The 20,138-nt window shown below is 60.1% G+C and carries 16 protein-coding genes (1 of these 16 running past the window's edge); 9 read left to right on the forward strand and 7 right to left on the reverse strand.

Features of this window, described 5'->3' with window-relative positions; translation table 11 throughout:
* A protein-coding gene (locus tag JOE34_RS18910) for a non-ribosomal peptide synthetase (RefSeq protein ID WP_209996456.1) crosses the window boundary here: on the reverse strand, nucleotides 1-2,861 show its 5' end (the start). It extends 6,640 nt beyond the left edge of the window; only the first 2,861 of its 9,501 coding nucleotides appear in the window; its start codon is at nucleotides 2,859-2,861; the stop codon falls past the left edge of the window.
* 289 nt (nucleotides 2,862-3,150) lie between these two features.
* Between JOE34_RS18910 and JOE34_RS18915 the strand changes: the two genes are divergently transcribed.
* The gene (locus JOE34_RS18915; protein ID WP_003395460.1) at nucleotides 3,151-3,924 is read left to right on the forward strand and encodes a LuxR C-terminal-related transcriptional regulator; all 774 of its coding nucleotides are present in this window, start codon (nucleotides 3,151-3,153) and stop codon (nucleotides 3,922-3,924) included.
* A gap of 87 nt (nucleotides 3,925-4,011) precedes the next feature.
* Here the strand turns inward: JOE34_RS18915 and JOE34_RS18920 are convergent, their stop codons facing one another.
* From JOE34_RS18920 to rpiB, 3 genes are all read right to left on the reverse strand, one after another.
* Nucleotides 4,012-6,387 carry a glucose/quinate/shikimate family membrane-bound PQQ-dependent dehydrogenase gene (locus JOE34_RS18920; RefSeq protein ID WP_057445438.1) on the reverse strand — a complete coding sequence of 792 codons (2,376 nt, stop codon included), beginning with the start codon at nucleotides 6,385-6,387 and terminating at the stop codon, nucleotides 4,012-4,014.
* A gap of 69 nt (nucleotides 6,388-6,456) precedes the next feature.
* Entirely contained in the window at nucleotides 6,457-7,437 is a 981-nt protein-coding gene (locus JOE34_RS18925; protein ID WP_003346768.1) for a sugar-binding transcriptional regulator, read from the reverse strand.
* Nucleotides 7,438-7,504: 67 nt separating this feature from the next.
* Nucleotides 7,505-7,966: a ribose 5-phosphate isomerase B gene (rpiB, locus tag JOE34_RS18930; protein ID WP_003395470.1), complete on the reverse strand. Its 462-nt coding sequence runs from the start codon at nucleotides 7,964-7,966 to the stop codon at nucleotides 7,505-7,507.
* Between the two features lie 278 nt (nucleotides 7,967-8,244).
* On the opposite strand from rpiB, the gene JOE34_RS18935 reads away from it, so the two are divergent.
* The 7 genes from JOE34_RS18935 to dhaL all read left to right on the forward strand — a co-directional run bounded on the left by JOE34_RS18935 (nucleotide 8,245) and on the right by dhaL (nucleotide 15,505).
* Complete coding sequence (locus JOE34_RS18935) at nucleotides 8,245-9,732, forward strand: sugar ABC transporter ATP-binding protein (RefSeq protein ID WP_046266307.1); 1,488 nt, start codon at nucleotides 8,245-8,247, stop codon at nucleotides 9,730-9,732.
* Nucleotides 9,729-10,706 (forward strand): ABC transporter permease, encoded by a 978-nt coding sequence (locus JOE34_RS18940; RefSeq protein WP_003317694.1) that lies wholly within the window; start codon nucleotides 9,729-9,731, stop codon nucleotides 10,704-10,706. The genes JOE34_RS18935 and JOE34_RS18940 overlap by 4 nt, the downstream gene beginning before the upstream one ends.
* A 43-nt stretch (nucleotides 10,707-10,749) precedes the next feature.
* On the forward strand, nucleotides 10,750-11,760 hold the full coding sequence (locus JOE34_RS18945; protein ID WP_003395474.1) for a substrate-binding domain-containing protein: 1,011 nt from the start codon (nucleotides 10,750-10,752) through the stop codon (nucleotides 11,758-11,760).
* A gap of 132 nt (nucleotides 11,761-11,892) precedes the next feature.
* Nucleotides 11,893-12,648 (forward strand): SDR family oxidoreductase, encoded by a 756-nt coding sequence (locus JOE34_RS18950; RefSeq protein ID WP_122335300.1) that lies wholly within the window; start codon nucleotides 11,893-11,895, stop codon nucleotides 12,646-12,648.
* A gap of 29 nt (nucleotides 12,649-12,677) precedes the next feature.
* Nucleotides 12,678-13,793 carry an erythritol/L-threitol dehydrogenase gene (locus tag JOE34_RS18955; protein WP_004417774.1) on the forward strand — a complete coding sequence of 372 codons (1,116 nt, stop codon included), beginning with the start codon at nucleotides 12,678-12,680 and terminating at the stop codon, nucleotides 13,791-13,793.
* Between the two features lie 55 nt (nucleotides 13,794-13,848).
* A complete protein-coding gene (locus tag JOE34_RS18960) occupies nucleotides 13,849-14,850 on the forward strand; it encodes a dihydroxyacetone kinase subunit DhaK (protein ID WP_003395480.1) in 1,002 nt (333 codons plus the stop codon).
* Nucleotides 14,851-14,854: 4 nt separating this feature from the next.
* Nucleotides 14,855-15,505: a dihydroxyacetone kinase subunit DhaL gene (gene dhaL / locus JOE34_RS18965; protein WP_122335299.1), complete on the forward strand. Its 651-nt coding sequence runs from the start codon at nucleotides 14,855-14,857 to the stop codon at nucleotides 15,503-15,505.
* 12 nt (nucleotides 15,506-15,517) lie between these two features.
* Here dhaL and JOE34_RS18970 read toward each other — a convergent pair whose 3' ends face one another.
* From JOE34_RS18970 to JOE34_RS18980, 3 genes are read right to left on the reverse strand one after another with little or no spacing between them, the layout of a single operon-like run.
* Nucleotides 15,518-16,603 carry an aromatic ring-hydroxylating dioxygenase subunit alpha gene (locus JOE34_RS18970; protein WP_003395486.1) on the reverse strand — a complete coding sequence of 362 codons (1,086 nt, stop codon included), beginning with the start codon at nucleotides 16,601-16,603 and terminating at the stop codon, nucleotides 15,518-15,520.
* Nucleotides 16,588-18,204, reverse strand: coding sequence for a GH3 auxin-responsive promoter family protein (locus JOE34_RS18975; protein ID WP_161421232.1), 1,617 nt, complete (start codon nucleotides 18,202-18,204; stop codon nucleotides 16,588-16,590). The genes JOE34_RS18970 and JOE34_RS18975 overlap by 16 nt, the downstream gene beginning before the upstream one ends.
* Entirely contained in the window at nucleotides 18,204-19,121 is a 918-nt protein-coding gene (locus JOE34_RS18980; RefSeq protein WP_024663852.1) for a fatty acid desaturase, read from the reverse strand. Before JOE34_RS18980 ends, JOE34_RS18975 begins: the two co-directional genes overlap by 1 nt.
* A 137-nt stretch (nucleotides 19,122-19,258) precedes the next feature.
* On the opposite strand from JOE34_RS18980, the gene JOE34_RS18985 reads away from it, so the two are divergent.
* On the forward strand, nucleotides 19,259-20,125 hold the full coding sequence (locus JOE34_RS18985; RefSeq protein ID WP_010412107.1) for a metal-dependent hydrolase: 867 nt from the start codon (nucleotides 19,259-19,261) through the stop codon (nucleotides 20,123-20,125).
* Nucleotides 20,126-20,138 lie beyond the last annotated feature (13 nt).

Here is a 20,138-nt window from a genome sequence, read left to right on the forward strand (position 1 = left end):
GCGTTGCCAAGCAGGTACACCGGGTCCGGATCGGGCAGCGCACGGCGGTCAAGTTTGCCGTTGGCCGTCAATGGCAGCGACGCCAGCCGGGTAAACGCGCGCGGCACCATGTAGCCCGGCAGGCGTGCACGCATTGCCGGTGCCAGCGTGTCGGTGTCGACCGTGGCGGTTTCAGTGAACCAGGCCAGCAGATGCAGATCGCGAACCAGCACAACCGCGTCTTTCACACCCTCCAGAGTGGCCAGCACCGACTCGATTTCGCCCAGCTCGATGCGCATGCCACGAATCTTCACCTGATCGTCGTTACGGCCCAGGTAATCCAGAGTTCCATCACCATTCCAGCGCACCAGATCGCCGCTGCGGTACATGCGTGCCTGTGCAACATCGCTGAACGGGTCGGCAACAAAGCGCTCCTCGGTCAGTTGCGGCTGGTTCAGATAACCCCGTGCGACACCCTCACCACCAATGTAAAGCTCACCGGGTACACCGACGGGCATCGCTTGCAAGTGCTTGTCGAGGACGTAGACACGGGTGTTGGCGATGGGGCCGCCAATGTGCAGCAAGCCGGTGGCCAGCACCTGACCGGAGGTGGCAACAACGGTGGTTTCGGTCGGACCATAGTTGTTGACCACGGCATAACGGCGGTTGTGGGTGAACTGCCGCAGGCGATCGCCGCCGATCAGCAGCGTACGCAACGTCGGATGATCCTGATCCTGGCTGAAGGCGTACTCGGCCACCGGGGTGGGAAGAAAGCTCACGTCCAGCGGTTGCGCGCGCCACCAGTCGAGCATGGCTTCAATGTCCTCGCCCCCTTCCTGGACCGGTGCCACATGCAGGGTTGCGCCAGCGCACAGAGTCGGCCAGACCTCCCAGGCCATCGCATCGAAACCGAAGCCGGCCAGGCAGGAGGTATGACTGCCCGCCTTCACATCGAACGCCTGGCAGTGCCAGTCAACCAGATTGGCCAGGGTTCGGTGCTCCACCATCACGCCTTTGGGCTGGCCAGTGGAGCCGGAGGTATAAATGACGTAGACCAGATTGTCGCTGCCCAGCCCCGCTACCTGCGGATTGTTCTCGGCGCCCTGGCCGTCGATGCAATGGTCCAGCTCGATCAGCGGCACTGCCAGCGGCGGCAGACGCTCGATCAGCGAAGACAGGGTCAGCACCACCACCGGCGCACTGTCACTGAGTAGATAGTGCAGGCGTTCGCGCGGGTGCGACGGGTCGATGGGCACATAAGCCGCCCCCGCCTTGAGAACGGCCAGCAGCCCTACCAGGGTTTCCAGGCCACGGCGCGAAACGATTGCCACGCGATCGTCAGGACATACGCCCTGGTAGATCAGACGCTGAGCCAGAGCATTGGCCTGACGGTTGAGTTGCGCGTAGGTCAGGTGTTGCCCCTGAAAAATCGCCGCCACGGCATAGGGGCGAGTACGGGCCTGCTGTTCGATGCGTCGATGAATCAGTTGCTCGTCGCCCGCAACGCTTTCAGTCTGATTCCAGACCTGCAGTTGCAATTGCTCGGCAGGTGCAGACAGCTGGAAGTCCTGAATCTTAAGCGCCGGGTTTTCCAGCCCTTGCTCCAGAATGTGCAGCAAACGCCCGGCAATCGCCGAAGCCTCGTCATCTTCGATCCAGGCACGGTGATGAACCAGGTGCAGCGAGGCATCGTCGTTGCAACTGTTGCTGCGCAAGTGCACGGCCAGCGGCGTCGCTTCGTAGCCATTGGACACCTTTACCGTCTGTGCCTGCGCATCGGCGTAGCAGTAACCATGGTCTTCCAGCTCGTAGGACACCGACACTTCAAACAGTTGCGCCCTTCCCTCACGTGACAATTCGAGGGTGCGATTGAGTTCGCTCAAGGGGAAGCGCTGGTGACGGAAGTCACGTTTCAGTGCGTCGCGCACCTCGACCACCAAGGCACCGAAGTCCAGCTCTTCGGCGAAGGCCATGCGCACGGCACTGACCTGAGCGAAGTGACCCAGCGTCGCCTTGAAGCGCGCGCCACTGCGATTGAGCAGCGGCAGCCCGACAATCCACTCGTCGCGTTGCGCAGTGCGCGTGAAATAGACATGCAGAACCGCCAGCAATACATGAAACGCCGACGCATTGTGGCGCTCGGCAAATTGTTTCATGCGCGCATGCAAGGTACCGGGAAGCGGCTGCACCCAGGCGTGGGATGGCGCCGGGTCAGTCGCACGACGGTTGTGATAGCGCGACACCAGCAACGGCTCCGGCAAATCACGGTATTTTTCCAGCCAATAGGCTCTGTCCAGCGAATAGCGTTGCGACGCCTGATACCGCGCGTCGTCGGCAATGAAGGCGCTGTACCCCGGTGCTAGCAGTTCGGGGTTTTTACCTGCGACCAACGCGCTGTAAAGCTCGCCGAGGGACTTGAACAACTGCGCAAACCCCCAGCCATCGAGAATCAGATGGTGGGCCTGACCTGCCAGCCAGTGCTGATCATCAGCCAGACGGATGAGGCAGAAGTCGAGCAATGGGCTGCCATCCAGCACGTACGGGCGGCGCATGTTGTCATTGATCAGTGCTCGCGCTGCCTGTTCAGGCTCTGAGTGACCGCTGACGTCGTGCAACGGCAAGGACACCGGCAGGCAAGGCGCGTACGACTGAAGCGGCATGCCGTCCGCTCCGGCACCGGGCATCAGGACCGTGCGCAGCACTTCATGTGCGCAAACCAGTTGCTCCAGCGCCTTGTGCAGGGTCGCCGGGTCGACCGCTCCAGACAGTTGCAGGTAGCCGCCGATGTTATAAAGCGGGGACTCACCGCGACTGATCTGATCAAGCCAGACGTCGCGCTGAGCAGCGGTCAATGGGTAGGTTGCGGCGCTGGAGGCGAGCATGGCTCAAGATCCTTCTTGGCGGGTAGGCAGCGGATTAAGCACTGCCGTCCCACATGTGTATGGCCCCTTTAACCCGGACAGTGCCGTACGGCCAAATGCCACCGCAGATACACTTTCAGCGGATTGCAATCCTGTCCCTGTTTTTTGTTACAGACGCAGGATGAAAGGTTAGGCTGAATACCCGGAGACCAAGTGCCATCATCAGGCTTATCAGTAAGTGCAATCAGTAGTTGCCGCGCAGCAGTCGACATGGTCCGTTTTTGCGCGGTCGGAATCAGGAAAGCTCAAGATGAACACGGCGCAACATTTCGAGTACCACGACGACCCACGCTTTTATCTGCAACTGGCCAAACTGGTGTCCAGTACGGGCGACGACACCTTTGCCGGGCACATGCTGCAATTGGTGGATTCGCTGGTGCCCATTCACGGGCTTGGCCTCAGTGAATGGACGCTGGACCTGCGCGAGAGCAGCATCAGTCGTATCAATCCGCTGGGCAGTGCGGGCCTGAAGCATGACCCTCCCGGCAGCGAGGCCACCGGCCATCCTCTGCTACCCAGCATTCTGCACATGCAGGACCCGTTGTTGATTCAGCTCAAGACCCCGCTGAGCGCGCAACATCCTCAGCACAACACCCACCAGTGCAATCTGGTGTCCAGCCACGGCGAACGTCGGCTGATCATCTGCTTTTATCGGCTGGCTGCGTTGCGGGCGTTTTCCCTGACAGAATTGTCGCTACTCAAGAGCCTCTCCGACACGCTGTTGCCGCTGGTCGAGCACCACGCGCAGAGCCTCGCTCAGTCCAGCAACAACGCCACCCGCGTCGAACCTGAGCCTGGCTCGCTGGATCAGGCATTCAGTGGCAGGCTTGCACAGGACTCGGTCACACTTTCAGCACGCGAGCAGGAAGTCTGCCTGGGCTTGCTGACCGGTGGCACCGTGGCTGAAATGGCGCAGCGCCTCAAGGTCAAGAACAGTTCGGTGGAGACCTACCTCAAGCGCGCTACCGCCAAACTGGGCGTCAGCGGACGACATGGCCTGGCACGCTGGATGGCAGGTGATTGAAGCGCGTATGCCCTGGTGAATGAACTGCAGCGATACGCGCCCGAAAAAAGGGCCACTAAAGGCCCTTTCGCACAGACGCTCCTGTTTTCAATCAACCCGGAAGGCAATCACGCTGTCGCCCAGCGTCGTACCGAGCGATCCGTGACCGCCGGCAGCGATGACCACGTACTGTTTGCCGTCGTTGCCGGTATACGTCGAAGGAATGGATTGGCCACCCGCGGGCAACTCATGTTCCCAGAGCACTTCGCCATTATTGACGTCATAGGCGCGGAAAAAGTTATCCGCCGTCGCGCCGTGAAAGGCCAGTCCGCCTGCCGTCACCATCGGACCGCCATGGGCGACCATGCCCATGGGAAAGCCAACCGGAAAACGTCCCTGCATGAAGCTGGTCTTGAGGTTTTTGGTGGTGCCGACCCGGCGCATCCATTGGGTCTTGCCAGTTGTCAGGTCGACCCCGGCCATGGTCCCCCACGGTGGCGCTGTGCACGGGATGCCAAGGCTTGAGGCGAATCTGGAAATACGAATCGCATAGTCACCGTCGAAGTTCTCGTTCCAGTAGGGCTTGCCCTCCTGAGTGAACAGGCGTTTTTCCTGGGCCTGCGCGGGGCGTTTGATCAGGTTGTAGACATACGCCAGCCGTACCGGTGCGGCGATCAGCAACTGGCGGTCAGGGTCCACGGCCACCGAACCCCAGTTGAACACGCCTATATTGCCGGGATAGATCAGCGAGCCTGACTCGGTGGCCGGTGTCCAGGGGTTACCGTCATAACGAAGTGTGTTGTAAGCGATCCGGCAAGCCATCTGGTCAAAGGGCGTAACGCCCCACATGGACTTCTCGGTCAACACCGGCGGGATGAAGTTAAGTCGCGAGACCGGCTGGGTGGGTGCAAAGCGCTCGCCTTCGACACCGCCATCGGTGCGCACACTGACCTGATCGACAGGCACGATCGGCTCCCCCGTCAGTCGGTGAAGCACGAAAATGTTGCCGACCTTGGTCGGCAATACCACGGCAGGCTGGCGGTTACCGTCCTTTCCCAGGTCCAGCAGTGAGGGCTGCGAGGGGTTGTCGCGATCCCAAAGGTCATTGTTGGAGGTCTGGAATTTCCAGCGTAGCGCGCCGGTCTTCAGATCGAGAGCCACCAGCGAATCACGAAACTTTTCGGTGTTGCTGCCGGGGTTACGTCGGGTGCCGGTTTCGTCGGGCGAAGCGTTGCCGAACGGGACGTACACCAGACCGTTTTTGACATCTGCGCTCAGGGTTGCCCAGGCGACCGGCGTATCTTGCGGATAGTTCTGGTCAGCCGCTATCGGCTGGGTGTTGTCCGGGTTTTGCGGATCGAAGTTCCATACCAGCCGGCCGGTGATGACGTCGTAGGCGCGAATCACACCCGACGGGTTGCCATCGTTATAGCCGTTATCCATGATCGAGCTGCCGATCACGATCAGTTCACCGGCAATCAGTGGCGCGGAGGTCTGCATCAGCGCGTGCGGGCGGATCGTGCCCATGTTGACGCTCAAGTCAATCACCCCGCCGCTGCCGAAGTCGCTGCACAGGTTGCCGGTGTCGGCATCAAGCGCTACCAGTCTGGCGTCTGCAGTCGCGGTGATGATGCGTTTGGCGCACTGAGCCGGCTGTTGTGGCTGACCCGTCGAGCTGGAGGCCGCGGAATAATAGCTGACGCCACGGCAGGTCTGATGCTGTTGCAGGTACGAGCGCTTTTTCTCGGGAGTGTATTTCCAGGCCTGTTGCCCGGTCTGTGGGTTTAGTGCATGCACTTCGTTATGAGGCGTGCACACGTACACCCGGTCGTTAATCTTGAGTGGCGTCGCTTCAAAGGTGTACTCGCCAGCGTCCTTGTCCTCATCACGCAGGTCGCCGGTGTGGTATTCCCAGGCCACTGACAGCTTGCCGACGTTGTCCGGGGTGATCTGATCGAGGCTGGAGAAGCGCTGGCCCGCGTTGCTACCGCCATATGCAGCCCAGTCACTGCCTGCCGACTCGGCGCTGCGGGTGGTCGCCACGTTGTTGATCCACCCCTGCTGCGGGTACGGATCGTGAAACATCAGCGCAATCACGATCAGCAGCATTACGCCAAGCGTACCGCCAAGCAACGGATGAAAACGACGCTTATCGGTGCTCGAGCGCGCCTGATAAAGCGGCCGCACTACCCAGGGCATGGCCAGCCACAGGCCGATCAGTGCAAACAGATCGCCGCGAGGGATCCACTGCCATCTGTCGAGGCCGGCTTCGTAGATGATCCAGAGCAGAATCCCCCACATCATCAAGGCATACAGGGTAAGCGCCGATTTCCTTTTCAGGAATACCAGGGTTGCTGTGGCCAGCAAACCCAGGGCAATCACCGAGTAGGCCGGTGAACCGCCGGCAGCCACCAGTTGCGCACCCATGAACAGCAGAATTAGGCTGAGTATCGCGATGACGATACCGGTCACTTTGAGAATCATCTTCCTTGCCCTTTATTGTTATCCGATCTTGCGCAGCGACGCTTTCGACCACGGATTTCGCCCGTAGTGTCAGTTTTTGCGTGTCGCGTCATCCAGGGCAAGGATGGTATGGGCGTTGGTGACGGTGGTTGCCAGGGTGTTGATCACGCCTGAGCGCAAGGCACCCAGCGTGGCGGCCGCCTTGGTGTTTTCACTGGCGATGGCCACTACATCCGGGATACGAAACAGTTCCTGCACGGTAAGGCCGATCACCCTGCCCTGTATGGCATTGACCGCAGGCTGACCGTGAATGTCGATGAAGTCATAGCCCATCATGTCGCCCACCGTGCCGGACAGCCTGGCTTGGGCGATTTCCTGCGGGGAGAACCAGCCCATGCGCACCATATTGCTGTTCTCGCTCATGTCACCGATACCGATCAGCGCCATGTCGGCACGCCGCGCACGGTCAAGCGTCGAGCGCACGGTGTCGTTGCTGATCAGAACACTGCGCAGTTCGGGGTTGGCGACCAGCGCCGGGGCGTACAGGCTCTCGCTTTCGCCACCGAAGCGCAGCGCCAGACGGCGGCAGATGTGGTCGGGGTTCATGTACTCGCCCGCCTTGAGCGAACCGCCGATGGCACAGACAAATGTGCAATTGCGCGTCACCGGCAGGAAGACGTTGTCCGCAACCGCACCCACATTGCGGCCCATGCCTACCGCGACGATCATGCCGTCGCCGAGGGTCTTGTTCAGGTAATTGGCAACCAGGCTGGCGACCGCCGAGCGCTGGGTGTCCGGGTCGCTGTGGTCGACTGCAATCAACGCCCTGTCCAGTTGAAAGCGCTCGACCAGCGCCAGTTCCAGCTCGTTGTTCATCGCCGGGTGCTGCAGCACCCGTACTTCGACAATCCCTTCATCACGTGCGCGTTTGAGCAGTCGGCTGACTTTTGCGCGCGACAGGTCAAAGCGTTTGGCGATGGCCTCCTGAGTGACGTTCTCAAGGTAATAGAGCATCGCGACTTCAGTCATCAGGTCGATGTCGCTGGCCATGCGCTGGGTACTGTCACTCATGTGAACGGGCTTCCGTTTCGGCGTCAAAGGCACATTCTCCCTACTCCCGCCCTGTCCCGTCCACTGACTATTGATGCCCGTCACGCTCTATCGCATTGATGCGTTCGACCTTGGCGCCGGAGCGCGCGGCTTCGAACTCAGACTCCAGAAACGATTTGACGATGCTTTTCGCCAGTTCCGTGCCGATCACCCGTGCACCGATGGAAAGAATTTGCGCATCGTTGCTCTTGCGCGCTCGCTCGGCCGAATAGGTGTCGTGAGCCTGGGCCGCACGAATGCCGAAGACCTTGTTGGCGGAGATGGCCATGCCTATTCCGGTCCCGCAGACCAGCACGCCAAGCCGCTGCTGCCCGGCGTTGATGGCTGTGGCCACGGCCAGGGCGATGTCCGGGTAAAGCACCGGTGCCGTGGAATGAGTACCGAAATCGGTCACCGGATAACCCAGCGACTCGATATGGCGCTTCAACAATTCCTTGAGTTCATAACCCGCTTCATCACATCCGATAGCCACCGGGAAAGGTGTATTCATGGCATCAGGCTCCGCTGCCGAGGTCTTATTATTTGACCAAATGTTCAATCGGTGAAATTCCGATCAGCCATTTCTCGAACATTAGCTCGGTTCTGTCAAGCAAGTTTTCCAGCAAACGCTGAACAAAAGCTCAAAACCAACGCAGCAGTGCCTCTAAGGCGACACTTCAAAACTTTTATATGAAACAGATTGACTGATCAGAATTTCATTTGGTACACATATGCTCACTGAGCAACGCATCAGCACCTAATAAGAATTCACAGCACGAGGACACGCCAATGGCCACGCCATTACTGCTCCAGGCTGAACACGTCACCAAGGCTTACGCTGGCATCCCCGCCCTGCGTGACGGGCGTCTCTCATTGCGAGCCGGAAGCGTGCACGCCCTGTGCGGCGGCAATGGCGCCGGCAAGTCCACTTTTCTGAGCATTCTGATGGGCATCACCCAGCGTGATGCCGGAACCATCCTGCTCAACGGCGAGCCGGTGCAGTTCAGTCGTCCCGGCGATGCCCTGGCAGCCGGGATTGCGATGATCACCCAAGAGCTGGAACCCATCCCCTTCATGACCGTCGCCGAGAACATCTGGCTGGGCCGCGAGCCACGTCGGGCCGGGTGCATTGTCGACAGCAAGGAACTGAACCGACGCACCCGCGCACTGCTGGACGAGCTGGAGTTCGACGTCGACGCCACCAGCCCCATGCATTTGCTGAGTGTGGCGCAGATACAACTGGTGGAAATTGCCAAGGCCTTCAGCCATGACTGCTCAGTGATGATCATGGACGAGCCCACCTCGGCCATTGGCGAGCGTGAGGCGCAAATCCTGTTCAAGGCCATCCGCCGGCTTGCCGCCCGGGGCGCGGGCATCATCTATGTTTCCCACCGCCTCAGCGAGCTGGCACAGATTGCCGACGATTACAGCATCTTTCGCGACGGCGCCTTTGTCGAAAGCGGACGCATGGCCGATATCGACCGGGCACACCTGGTGCGCGGCATCGTCGGCCAGGAGTTGCAGCGTGTCGATCACAAGGTCGGCCGCGAATGCACGGTCGAATGCTGCCTGAAGGTCGAGGGCCTGAGCCGCAACGGCGAGTTCGAAGACATCAGCCTGCACGTGCATCACGGCGAAATTCTCGGCATTTATGGGCTGATGGGCTCGGGTCGCAGCGAGTTCCTCAATTGTCTCTATGGCCTGACCACACCGGACGCCGGCAGCGTCACCCTGCAAGGCAAGCCACTGCCGGTCGGTATGCCCAAGGCGACCATTCGCGCGGGCGTTTCACTGGTCACCGAAGACCGCAAGGACAGCGGTCTGGTGCTCAGTGGCAGCATCCTGTCCAACATCGCGCTGTCGGCTTACCGCCGGCTGTCGAACTGGTCGCTGATCGATGCCCGCAAGGAGCACAGGCTGGCCGAAGACATGGTCAAGCGCCTGCAGATCAAGACGACGTCGCTGGATCTGCCCGTCGCGTCGATGAGCGGCGGCAACCAACAGAAGGTCGTCCTCGCCAAATGCCTCTCCACCGAACCGGTGTGCCTGCTCTGCGACGAGCCGACCCGGGGCATAGACGAGGGTGCCAAGCAGGAAATCTATCACCTGCTGGATCAGTTCGTACGCGCTGGCGGGGCCGCCATCGTGGTCTCTTCGGAGGCGCCGGAGCTGCTGCGCCTCAGTGACCGAATCGCCGTGTTCAAAGGTGGCAAGCTGGTGACCATCAGCAGCGATGCCGATCTTTCCCAGGAAGTCCTGTTGAGTCTTGCCTCATGAATGCCAAAACCATCATCGCACCAGCCTCCACGTCTCCACGCAGCCGCCTGCGTCTGTCTCTCGACCGTTTCGGCCTGCCGCTGGTGTTCATTCTGTTGTGCCTGGTACTGGCTTTTGCCAGCGAATATTTCATGACCTGGCGCAACTGGATGGACATCCTGCGCCAGACCTCGATCAACGGCATTCTCGCGGTCGGCATGACCTACGTGATCCTGACCAAGGGCATCGACCTTTCCGTCGGCTCGATTCTGGCGTTCGCCGGATTGTGCAGCGCACTGGTGGCGACACAGGGCTATGGCCTGCTGGCGGCAGTCAGCGCAGGCATGTTTGCCGGTGCCATGCTCGGCGTGGTCAATGGCTTCATGGTCGCCAATCTTTCGATTCCACCGTTCGTCGCCACCCTGGGCATGCTCAGCATCGCCCGCGGCATGACCTTCATCCTCAACGACGGCAGCCCGGTGACTGACCTGCCCGAAGAATACCTGGCGTTGGGTATCGGCCGGATCGGCCCGATTGGTGTGCCGATCATTATCTTCGCGGTGGTTGCGCTGATTTTCTGGATGGTCCTGCGCTACACCACCTACGGCCGTTACGTGTACGCCGTCGGCGGTAACGAAAAGAGCGCACGCACCTCCGGTATCGGCGTACGCAAGGTGATGTTTTCGGTGTACGTGGTTTCCGGGCTGCTCGCCGGACTGGCAGGCGTAGTGCTGTCCGCCAGAACCACCTCCGCCCTGCCCCAGGCCGGCATGTCCTACGAACTGGACGCTATCGCAGCAGTGGTCATCGGCGGCACCAGTCTGTCGGGAGGCACCGGCAGCATTGTCGGCACGCTGTTTGGTGCGCTACTGATCGGCGTGATCAACAACGGCCTTAACCTGCTCGGCGTGTCCTCCTATTACCAGCAGGTCGCCAAGGGCCTGATCATCGTGTTCGCAGTGTTGATTGATGTGTGGCGCAAGAAAAAACGCTAAACCGGCATGAACGACTGACTACAACAATAACGAGGTTCTTATCATGAAATTCGGTACATCCCTGGCCGCTGTCGCGGCGTTCTCCCTGCTCGCCAGCAGTATCTCCATGGCCGCCGATGGCAAGACTTACAAGATCGGCGCGGCGGTGTATGGCCTCAAGGGGCAGTTCATGCAGAACTGGGTGCGAGAGCTCAAGGAGCATCCGGCGGTCAAGGACGGCACCGTGAAAATCACCGTGTTCGACGGTAACTACGATGCGCTGACCCAGAACAATCAGATAGAGACCATGATCACCCAGCACTACGATGCGATCATTTTCGTGCCCATCGACACCAAGGCCGGCGTCGGCACGGTGGCCAGGGCGATGGAAAACGACATACCGGTCATCGCATCGAACACCCGGGTTGCTGGCAACAAGGTGCCTTACGTCGGCAACGACGATGTCGAGGGTGGTCGCCTGCAGGCACAGGCCATGGTCGACAAACTCAAGGGCAAAGGCAATGTGGTGATCATCCAGGGGCCGATTGGCCAGTCGGCGCAAATTGATCGGGAAAAAGGTGAACTGGAAGTCCTGAGCAAACACCCGGACATCAAGATCATCGAGAAGAAGACCGCCAATTGGTCCCGGGCCGAAGCCCAGACCCTGACTGAAGACTGGCTCAACGCGCACCAGAACGGTGGCATCTCCGGGATCATTTCGCAGAACGACGACATGGCTCTCGGTGCCCTGCAAGCGGTCATGTCGCGCAACCTGAAGCCTGCCGATGTGCCGATCACCTCCATCGACGGCATGCCTGATGCCATCCAGGCGGCGAAGAAAAATGAAATCACGACCTTCCTGCAGGACGCCCAGGCCCAATCGCAGGGCGCCCTCGATGTCGCCCTTCGCACCCTGGCCGGCAAGGACTACAAGCCGCAGTCGGTGATCTGGGAGCGCTATGCCAAAGACGTCAAATGGGGCGACGGCACCGACAAGAACTACATCCTGCCCTGGGTGCCGGTCACCGATGCCAACGCCGATGCGCTGTACAAACAGGTCAGCGGCGGCAAGTAACCGGTCGGCGCTCATACCGGCCTCTTCGCGAACAAGCGAAGCGTCGCCCGGTTCGCTCCCACGGCCTTCGGCCAGAATCAAAAGCTAACGTGTTTGAATCTTCAAAAAAACAGCGCTACAGGAGTCATCTTCATGTCTGAATTCTGGAACAAGGCGTTCGATCTCAATGGCCGTTGTGCGGTCATCACCGGCGGAGCAGCCGGGATTGGCCTTGCCTGTGCCAGCCTGCTGGTCGCACGCGGAGCGCGGGTCGCACTGCTGGACCGTGACCCGGCAGTGGCCGAGGTCGCCGCCGGCCTGGGCAGCGGGCACATTGGTATTGCGGTCGACCTGCGCCGGGTCGATCAGGTCAACAGCACCATCGACAGCGTCTTCGAGCATTTCCAGCGCATCGATTATCTGGTCAACAGTGCCGGGGTAGCCATGCTGGACAAGGCTGTCGACGTCAGCGAAGAGGCCTGGGACACGACGCTGGAGATCAACCTCAAGGCCAGTTTCTTCGTCGCCCAGGCCTGCGCGCGACACATGCTCAGCCAAGGCAGCGGACGCATCGTCAACCTTGCCTCGCAGGCCGCAGTCATTGGCCTGGACAGGCACGTCGCGTACTGCGCGAGCAAGGCCGCAGTGGTCGGCATGACCAAAGTACTGGCCATGGAGTGGGCACCGCACATCAACGTCAACGCCATATCGCCCACCATCGTCGAGACCGCGCTGGGCAAAAAGGCCTGGGCGGGCGAAGTCGGAGAACGGGCCAAAACACAGATCCCGGCAGGCCGCTTCGCTCAGCCGGAGGAAATAGCCGGGCTGGCCCTGTACCTGCTCAGCGACGCAGCCAGCATGATCACCGGCGAAAACGTAGTGATCGACGGCGGCTACAGCATCCAGTAATTCATTTTTCTGTCGTGAGGTTCATCGTCATGTCCACCGTCACCGAACGCACTGCCGAACAACTTTCACCGGTCATACCGAAAACCATGCAGGCCGTGGTCTGCCACGGTCCGGAAGACTACCGGCTGGAAACCGTGGATGTGCCGACTCCCGGCCCCGACGAAATCCTCACCAAGGTCGAGCTGTGTGGCATCTGCATGGGCGACATCAAGACCTATCGCGGCGCGCCCTCGTTCTGGGGCGATGCCGAGCAACCTCGCTACGTCAAACCACCGATGATTCCAGGCCATGAATTCGTCTGTCGCGTGGTGGCGCTCGGCCCTGGTGCCGAAAAGCGTGGCGTGCAGATCGGCGACCGGGTGATCTCCGAGCAGATCGTGCCGTGCTGGGGCTGCCGCTTCTGCAACCACGGACAGTACTGGATGTGCCAGAAGCACGACCTTTACGGCTTCCAGAACAACGTGCAGGGCGCCATGGCCCAGTACATGATTTTTACCAAGGAAGGCATCATTCACAAGGTGCCCGACTCGATTGCCCCGGACGAAGCCATTCTCATCGAGCCGCTGGCCTGCTCGCTGCACGCAGCCGAACGGGCCGATGTCGATTTCGACGACATTGTGGTCGTCGCCGGGGCCGGCACACTGGGCCTCGGGATCATTGGCGCGGTGCGCATGCGTAACCCGAAAAAACTTATCGTTCTCGACATGAAGCCCGAGCGCGCCGCCCTCGCCCTGCGCATGGGTGCCGACGAGGTGTGGAACCCGGCCGAGGTCGATGTGCTGGCGAAGATCCGTGAGATAACCGACGGCTACGGTTGCGACATCTATATAGAAGCCACCGGACACCATAAGGCGGTCAATCAGGGCCTGGCGATGCTGCGCAAACTCGGACGCTTTGTGGAGTTCAGCGTATTCAACGATGAGGCCACAGTGGACTGGTCGATCATCGGTGACCGCAAGGAGCTGGACGTGCTCGGTTCTCACCTTGGTCCCTACATGTACCCGCGCGCCATCGACTTTATCGGCAACCGCAAGATCGACATGCGCGACGTCGTCACGCACAAATTCCCCCTGGCGGAGTTCAAGGAGGCGTTTGCCGTCATGGAGCGAGGTGATAAATCATTGAAGGTGGTTCTGGAACCCTGATCCGCCCGATCCTTATAAGCCCGATCCTTATAAAAAGAACACAGGAAATCGCGTTATGAACCGAGTGATAAACGATCCGGACCAGGTGGTCGAGGACATGCTGCGCGGCATTCTGGTAGCGCACCCCGAACTGTCGCAAAGTGAAGGTAACCCGCGGGTCATCAGCAAAACCCGCCCTTCAGAGCAAGGGCACGTAGGGATCGTCACCGGCGGCGGTTCCGGTCATGAACCGGCCTTTCTTGGTTATGTCGGTCCCGGGCTGGTGGATGCAGTAGCGGTCGGCGAGATTTTTTCCTCGCCCACGGCCAAAAGCTTTTTCGACGCCTTCCGCGCGGCCGATCACGGTGCAGGCATCGCCTGCCTGTACGGCAACTACGCGGGCGACAACATGAACGTGAAGCTGGCGATGAAAATGGCCGCCAGCAAAGACCTGCAAGTGCGCACGGTGGTGGCCAACGACGATGTGGCCTCGGCACCGAAATCCGATATCGCCAAGCGACGCGGAGTGGCCGGGGAAATTTTCATGTGGAAGGTCGGCGGCGCCGCAGCTGCACACGGTTACGATCTGGACGGCGTGATCCGCGTCGCGCAGAAGGCCGTGGATCAATGCCGATCCATCGGTATCGGCCTGACGCCCTGCACCATCGCGGCGGTCGGCAAGCCCAACTTTCAGATCCCCGACGGCAAAATGGAGCTGGGCATCGGCCACCATGGCGAACCGGGTATCGAAGTCATCGACATCGAGTCTGCGGCGGCCATGGCAGAACGCATGCTGGCGCCGATTCTGGCCGATCGGGATTTCAGCGTGGACGACAGCGTAGTCGTGCTGGTTTCAGGCCTCGGAGCAACGCCGGTGATGGAGCTCTACGTGTTCTACGCCGAAGTGGAGCGCCTGCTCAAGGCCCGAGGCTTGAACATCCATCGCTGCTACGTGGGCAATTACTTTACGTCGCTGGAGATGATGGGGGTAACCCTGACGCTGCTGGGCCTGGACGCCGAGCTGAAAAAGCTGATCGACCACCCTTGCCGTTCCATCGGCATGACCCAGGCGGAGTGAACCAATGAGCGAACAATTCTCTACCCAGCATGGCACTGCCATCGTTGCCGACCTGGTGAGCGTGATCGTCGCCAACCGCGAATACCTCAGCGAAGTGGATGGCGCGATCGGTGACGGCGACCATGGCATCAACATGGCCAAGGGCTTCGCCCACTGCGGTCGTACCATCGAAGGCCGCCAGCTGAGCCTCGCCGAGGCGCTGGATGAGCTGACCCTGAGTCTGATGGAAGGCATCGGCGGCTCCATGGGCCCGCTGTACGGCAGCCTGTTTATCGGCATGGCCGATCAGGTACGCGGCTGCGAGCAGATCGATGCCGCTGCCTTCGCCAGTCTGCTTCGCGGCGGCCTCACCTCACTGCAGGACATCACCGAAGCCGGGGTCGGCGACAAATGCTTGATGGATACCTTGATTCCGGCCGTCGAAGCCTTCGAGCAGGCCCACGCCCGGGGGGAATCATTCAGTGCAGCGCTCGACACAATGAAAAGCGCTGCATCACAAGGGCGCGATTCCACCCGTGATCTGGTAGCGAAGATAGGCCGAGCGAGTCGCCTCGGCGAACGGTCGCTCGGCGTGCTGGATGCAGGCGCGGTGTCGTGCTGCCTGATACTGACGCAACTGGCGGATTCAGTGCAGCCGAGGCTGAAAGACCGTTAAAGCACAGCGCGATCAAAGCTCGAATCGAATCCGCCGCTCGCGGCGCTGTGCCTCCGGCAGCGCCTCGCCGCGTCGGACCGCAGCAAGCAGTTGCTCGACGCCCACATGGATTGCATCGGCAGGCACATTGCACGGTTTGAAACCAGCCGCATTGTCGAGCCCTTCGCGATGCGCCTGAATGATTCTGACGTCCTGTTGAATCACGATGTGCGTGTACAGATGGATGAAAGGACGCAAAATTCTCAATACCCAGCGCGGCACTGGAAAACGATAGGCAATGTAGGTGTAGACCCGCGACTGGCGATCATCGACAGGCGTGATCTGGCTCACGATCAGGAAGCCTGAGCGTGCCCCCCAGAGGTAATCACAAAACGTCACATTAGGCGCCAGAAAACGATCCGTATGCACAAGTGGCTCGGCGTCCGGGTTGGTCAGCCATTGCATCATCCCGATCTCGTCGACTTCGTCGTGATAGACAACCTCGATGCTCTGCGCCTTGCAGGAGAGCGTCGCTTCCATGGCTCGACCGCTGCTTGAGCGAAAAATACCCTCGTGAACGAACACGGTGTGCGGCACGTCCAGAAAGTTCTGCACCAGACTGCCGACATCGGCATCGAAGGTGTTGACCATGAAATAGGATTGCCACGGGCGTTCGCCATAGGCAGGCAGCCGGAATATCGGTGTTTCGCGAGCATCGCGCGTGCCGGTGTACACCCAGACCAGGCCATCCTGTTCGCAGACGGCAAAATGGCGCTGCCGGTAGCGATAGTCAGGCGACTTCGCTGCGCCCTGCCTGGCGTCTACGCTGGGAATATGCACCACCTGGCCGTTCGCGTCATAGCGCCAGCCATGATACGGGCACACCAGACAATCATCGGTGATTTTGCCGGCTGAAAGCCTTGTGCCACGGTGCACACACTGGTCCAGCAACGCAGCGGGCTGCCCGTCGCGCTGGCGAAACAGAACGATATTCAGGCCGAGTATCCTGGCCCGATGCGGCTTGCCTTTGCGCAGCTGCTTCTGCGTGCACGCTACATACCACTGCTCAAGCGTGCCGTCGTCACGGGTATCGGTTTCACTGATCAAAGTTGAGGGCATTCAGGTTCTTCCGTGATTGCAAGGAGCGCGTCAGCCGTGTCCAGACGGCTGATCAATGCACGCGGCTTGACGTCGCCTGCACGAATACCCGTCGACTCTGCAGCGCGCTGCAGCAATTCTGCGAGTCTTTGCGCTCCTCCACAGACGAAACGCATACGCACCGGGCCCAACTGACCCAGCGTGCGCGCATGTGCATAGTGAAAGGAGCGCTGCAGGGCCATTTCAATACTGTTGGCCAACGCATTGCGGCAAATGCTTGCCAGTGTCGTCGTTGAGGTACACAGCAGCACCACATAATGCGGAAGTGCGCTGCTGGAGTCGGGTATCAGGCATGCGCTGTCGGCCGCGTCCATGCATTGCGCAAGGGCTCGCTCGACCAGTTGCTCATCGAGCTTCTCGCCCACCAGGTCACAGGTACTTGCGCAACGCCCGACAAACTCAACACGCGGAGTCCCGGCGAGCTTACCGACTACGCGCACCCGATCACCCAGTGCATACCGGTAAAGACCTGCACCGGTAGTCAGCAGTACTTGCGCGGTTTCACCCATACGCAGGGCGTGAGCCTCTTTTGGCAGCCCGTCATCCCCGATGAATTCCAGATAATGACTGCCTATCGCCAACGGGCAGCCAGCCCCTTCGCCAAACGGGAGGCTGACCACGCCTTCAGTCGCGAATAATCCTTTGGGCAACCAGCGTGCCTGAGGGAAACGCGCAGCCAGTTGCTGGGCGTATACACGACTCGGTCCGTCCATCCAGCAACTTACCGCCGCAAGACGAGGCCACAACTCGGTGAATACCCCATGAGCAAGGGCGTGGCGTAAGGCTTTTTGGCGAGTTGCCGGCAACCTTTCTTCGAGCCAGGCAACTATCTGCCGACTTTCATGTGATTCAGTGTCGAGCAGTGGCTGTAGCACGCTGGTCAGAAACGTCGGGCTCCACACGCTGATAAAGCTCAGCCCGGCATCTGCAATCAGGGCGAGCAGCGTTTGCCTGCGCCAGTGCGCCACGTCGCTGGCCAGTTCAGGAATCAGCAATGTCCCGGCCAGCCCAGCGATTGCACTGCCTTGCAGATATTGCAGATCGCTGGCACTGCCGATCGGTATGTCATTGGCCGTCATTGCCGGCTGCTGCAAGGGCGGCGACATGGACCAATACCCGCTGCCATGGCTGATTTCCGGGACCTGGCGGTACATATCCGCCAGCCACACCGTCAGGGAACCCTGCAATTGGCCAAGGAATTCCTGCGTATAGGGGATGTGTTTCTGCACTGCACTATTGCCGCTGCTGCGCTCGAAGAACAACGGCGGACTGGCGGTCAGTATCGGCCCTTGTTCATGCTGCGCACGCCCGATCCAGGGCTGCAATTGGGCATAGGTATGTATCGGTACCCGCTTGCGAAACTCTTCGGAATCGCGGATTCCGGCAAAATCATGAGCTTGGCCGAAGGCGCAGTCACGGCTGGCCGACAGCATCCGCAGCAGTAAGCGCTGCTGAGATTCTTCGGGTTGCTCGAACAGACGCTGCCAGTGATCGAGCGTGACGTAAGCACTGTCCATGAACGAGCGCCACAAGGCTCTTTTCACATCATCACCCGCCAGCATCAAAAGTAGGTCTTGTCGAGCTGGGTCAGGTCATCGGGCAGTCGCTGCGGAGGCATGAACACCTGTAGCCAGCCGAACCACAGAGGTCGGGTTTCCTTTGGATTGGATGCCGCGTACATGTGCTGCCAATGCATCTGTGAATGGCGATGGTGGGTCAGGTTGTAATTGAAGTTGAGGAATGCCCAGCGGACCACGCGTGGCGCACGCATGTTGTAGGCACCTTCGACGACATCTATCGGGGTGCGCATGTGATAGACCCATTGCAGCGATGACCAGGAAAAACCGAAGGCGATATAGGCAATCAGAACCACTTCCCAAGACCAGCCAAGCAGGTAAGCACACGTCAGCCAGACGATAATGCCGGTGATGACTTCCTTGCGGATGCGCCGAAAGTCGCTGATCGAGAAATCCTTGAATGCCGCAGCGTAAGTATTGACCTCACCGCTCTGCGACCATCGATCAGCTAGACGTGGCGGCAGCAAAGGCAGCAGCAGGCTGCCGACGAACGCCGCCAGCCAGATACCACCGAGCACCGCAAAATAGTATTCCAGCCGTTTACGCAGCAGAGATTCATCCGGCATCGCAAAATCGGCCAGTTCGGCACGTGTGCGGTTCCGTGAGTGGTGCCCGAGGTGATTGATGTGGATCAGCGTCGCGGACGCCCCAAACAGGGTCGAGGCCCAGCACATCATCAGGTAATTGACGGTTTTGTCGCTGTGCGCAAGGCTGTGAAATGCCTCGTGCATCATCGAGAACACACCCTGCATGACCAGACAGAACGGAATCAGGATCAGCCATTTCCATGGACCTGCGCCAGTGTGGGACAGCCAGGTAAGCGTAGCGCCCCAGAACAGCGTCTGAAGCACCAGCACAGCCAGGTTGGCATTGTCGAAACGGCGTGCCGGGTGAATATCCATATATAACTGCGCCTGAATGACCACATTCGAAAGCCCGGAAGTATACCTGCCCGAGCGCCAGTCTGGTTATTCGGCAGTTTCAAGCCTGCCGGAGTCTGGCACACTGTGCACCTTGATATCACGGTAAGCCGAGCACCATGTCGCTCTTCAAACGCATCCTGTTCAGGCGCTCGGCGGCCATGCTCTCCCCGCAGGCGATCCCGCACCGATCAATACGCTTCACCTTCGATGACAGTATCCCGCGCTACTGGCATGGCGGCCGCACGCACACCACGCGCTTTTTCGATTGTCTGTCGTTCATGTTCCCCCAAGGGGAAAAAATCTTCATCGAGAGTGTGGTGCACTTTCGCCACCTGCTCGACAGAGGCAGCGCTCTGGACAAGGCCGTCGACGATTTCGTCTATCAGGAGGCGTCGCACATCCGCGAGCACCGTGCCTATAACCTGCTTTTGGGCACACAAGGCGCGCCGGTCGAAAAACTGGAACGCATGCTGTTGCGGCGCAGAAAGGAAAGCGAGCGATTACCGGCCAGCTTTCGTCTGGCACTGACGGCCAGCCTTGAACACATCACCGCAATACTGTCCGAGCAGATTCTGCGAAACCCGGCCTACATGGCGGGCGCCGACCCGACGATGGCCCGCCTGTGGCGCTGGCACGCAATGGAAGAGATCGAGCACAAGGCTGTGGCCTATGACGTGCTGTGCAAAGTAGAACGTAACCCGCTAAGGCGTTACCTGCTTCGTTGGGTGGCGATGACGAGCCTTTCGGTGTACTTCACTTTCGACCTTACTTACTTCACCTATCATCTCGTGCGCGGGGACCGGCAACACCGCAACTGGCGCGAATGGCTGCGCCTGCAATGGTGGTTGTTCGTCAATCCCGGCCTGCTGTCGCGCATCGTGCCTGCCGGGCTGTTCTGGTTCGCTCCGGGCTTCCATCCTGACCGAATCGACACACGCGAGCTGCTCGACAACGCTCGCCAGGCACTTGATGAACAGCGCTGAACGCAGCTTTCGG

Origin of the sequence: Pseudomonas sp. PvP028, from assembly GCF_017832255.1 — a bacterium.
GTDB lineage: Bacteria > Pseudomonadota > Gammaproteobacteria > Pseudomonadales > Pseudomonadaceae > Aquipseudomonas > Aquipseudomonas syringae.

What these genes read in the sequence shown, in the direction of transcription:
- JOE34_RS18915 (WP_003395460.1), top strand. Translation starts at nt 3,151, where the DNA reads ATGAACACGGCGCAACATTTCGAGTACCACGACGACCCACGCTTTTAT.
- JOE34_RS18920 (WP_057445438.1), bottom strand. Translation starts at nt 6,387, where the DNA reads ATGATTCTCAAAGTGACCGGTATCGTCATCGCGATACTCAGCCTAATT.
- JOE34_RS18925 (WP_003346768.1), bottom strand. Translation starts at nt 7,437, where the DNA reads ATGAGTGACAGTACCCAGCGCATGGCCAGCGACATCGACCTGATGACT.
- rpiB (WP_003395470.1), bottom strand. Translation starts at nt 7,966, where the DNA reads ATGAATACACCTTTCCCGGTGGCTATCGGATGTGATGAAGCGGGTTAT.
- JOE34_RS18935 (WP_046266307.1), top strand. Translation starts at nt 8,245, where the DNA reads ATGGCCACGCCATTACTGCTCCAGGCTGAACACGTCACCAAGGCTTAC.
- JOE34_RS18940 (WP_003317694.1), top strand. Translation starts at nt 9,729, where the DNA reads ATGAATGCCAAAACCATCATCGCACCAGCCTCCACGTCTCCACGCAGC.
- JOE34_RS18945 (WP_003395474.1), top strand. Translation starts at nt 10,750, where the DNA reads ATGAAATTCGGTACATCCCTGGCCGCTGTCGCGGCGTTCTCCCTGCTC.
- JOE34_RS18950 (WP_122335300.1), top strand. Translation starts at nt 11,893, where the DNA reads ATGTCTGAATTCTGGAACAAGGCGTTCGATCTCAATGGCCGTTGTGCG.
- JOE34_RS18955 (WP_004417774.1), top strand. Translation starts at nt 12,678, where the DNA reads ATGTCCACCGTCACCGAACGCACTGCCGAACAACTTTCACCGGTCATA.
- JOE34_RS18960 (WP_003395480.1), top strand. Translation starts at nt 13,849, where the DNA reads ATGAACCGAGTGATAAACGATCCGGACCAGGTGGTCGAGGACATGCTG.
- dhaL (WP_122335299.1), top strand. Translation starts at nt 14,855, where the DNA reads ATGAGCGAACAATTCTCTACCCAGCATGGCACTGCCATCGTTGCCGAC.
- JOE34_RS18970 (WP_003395486.1), bottom strand. Translation starts at nt 16,603, where the DNA reads ATGCCCTCAACTTTGATCAGTGAAACCGATACCCGTGACGACGGCACG.
- JOE34_RS18975 (WP_161421232.1), bottom strand. Translation starts at nt 18,204, where the DNA reads ATGCTGGCGGGTGATGATGTGAAAAGAGCCTTGTGGCGCTCGTTCATG.
- JOE34_RS18980 (WP_024663852.1), bottom strand. Translation starts at nt 19,121, where the DNA reads ATGGATATTCACCCGGCACGCCGTTTCGACAATGCCAACCTGGCTGTG.
- JOE34_RS18985 (WP_010412107.1), top strand. Translation starts at nt 19,259, where the DNA reads ATGTCGCTCTTCAAACGCATCCTGTTCAGGCGCTCGGCGGCCATGCTC.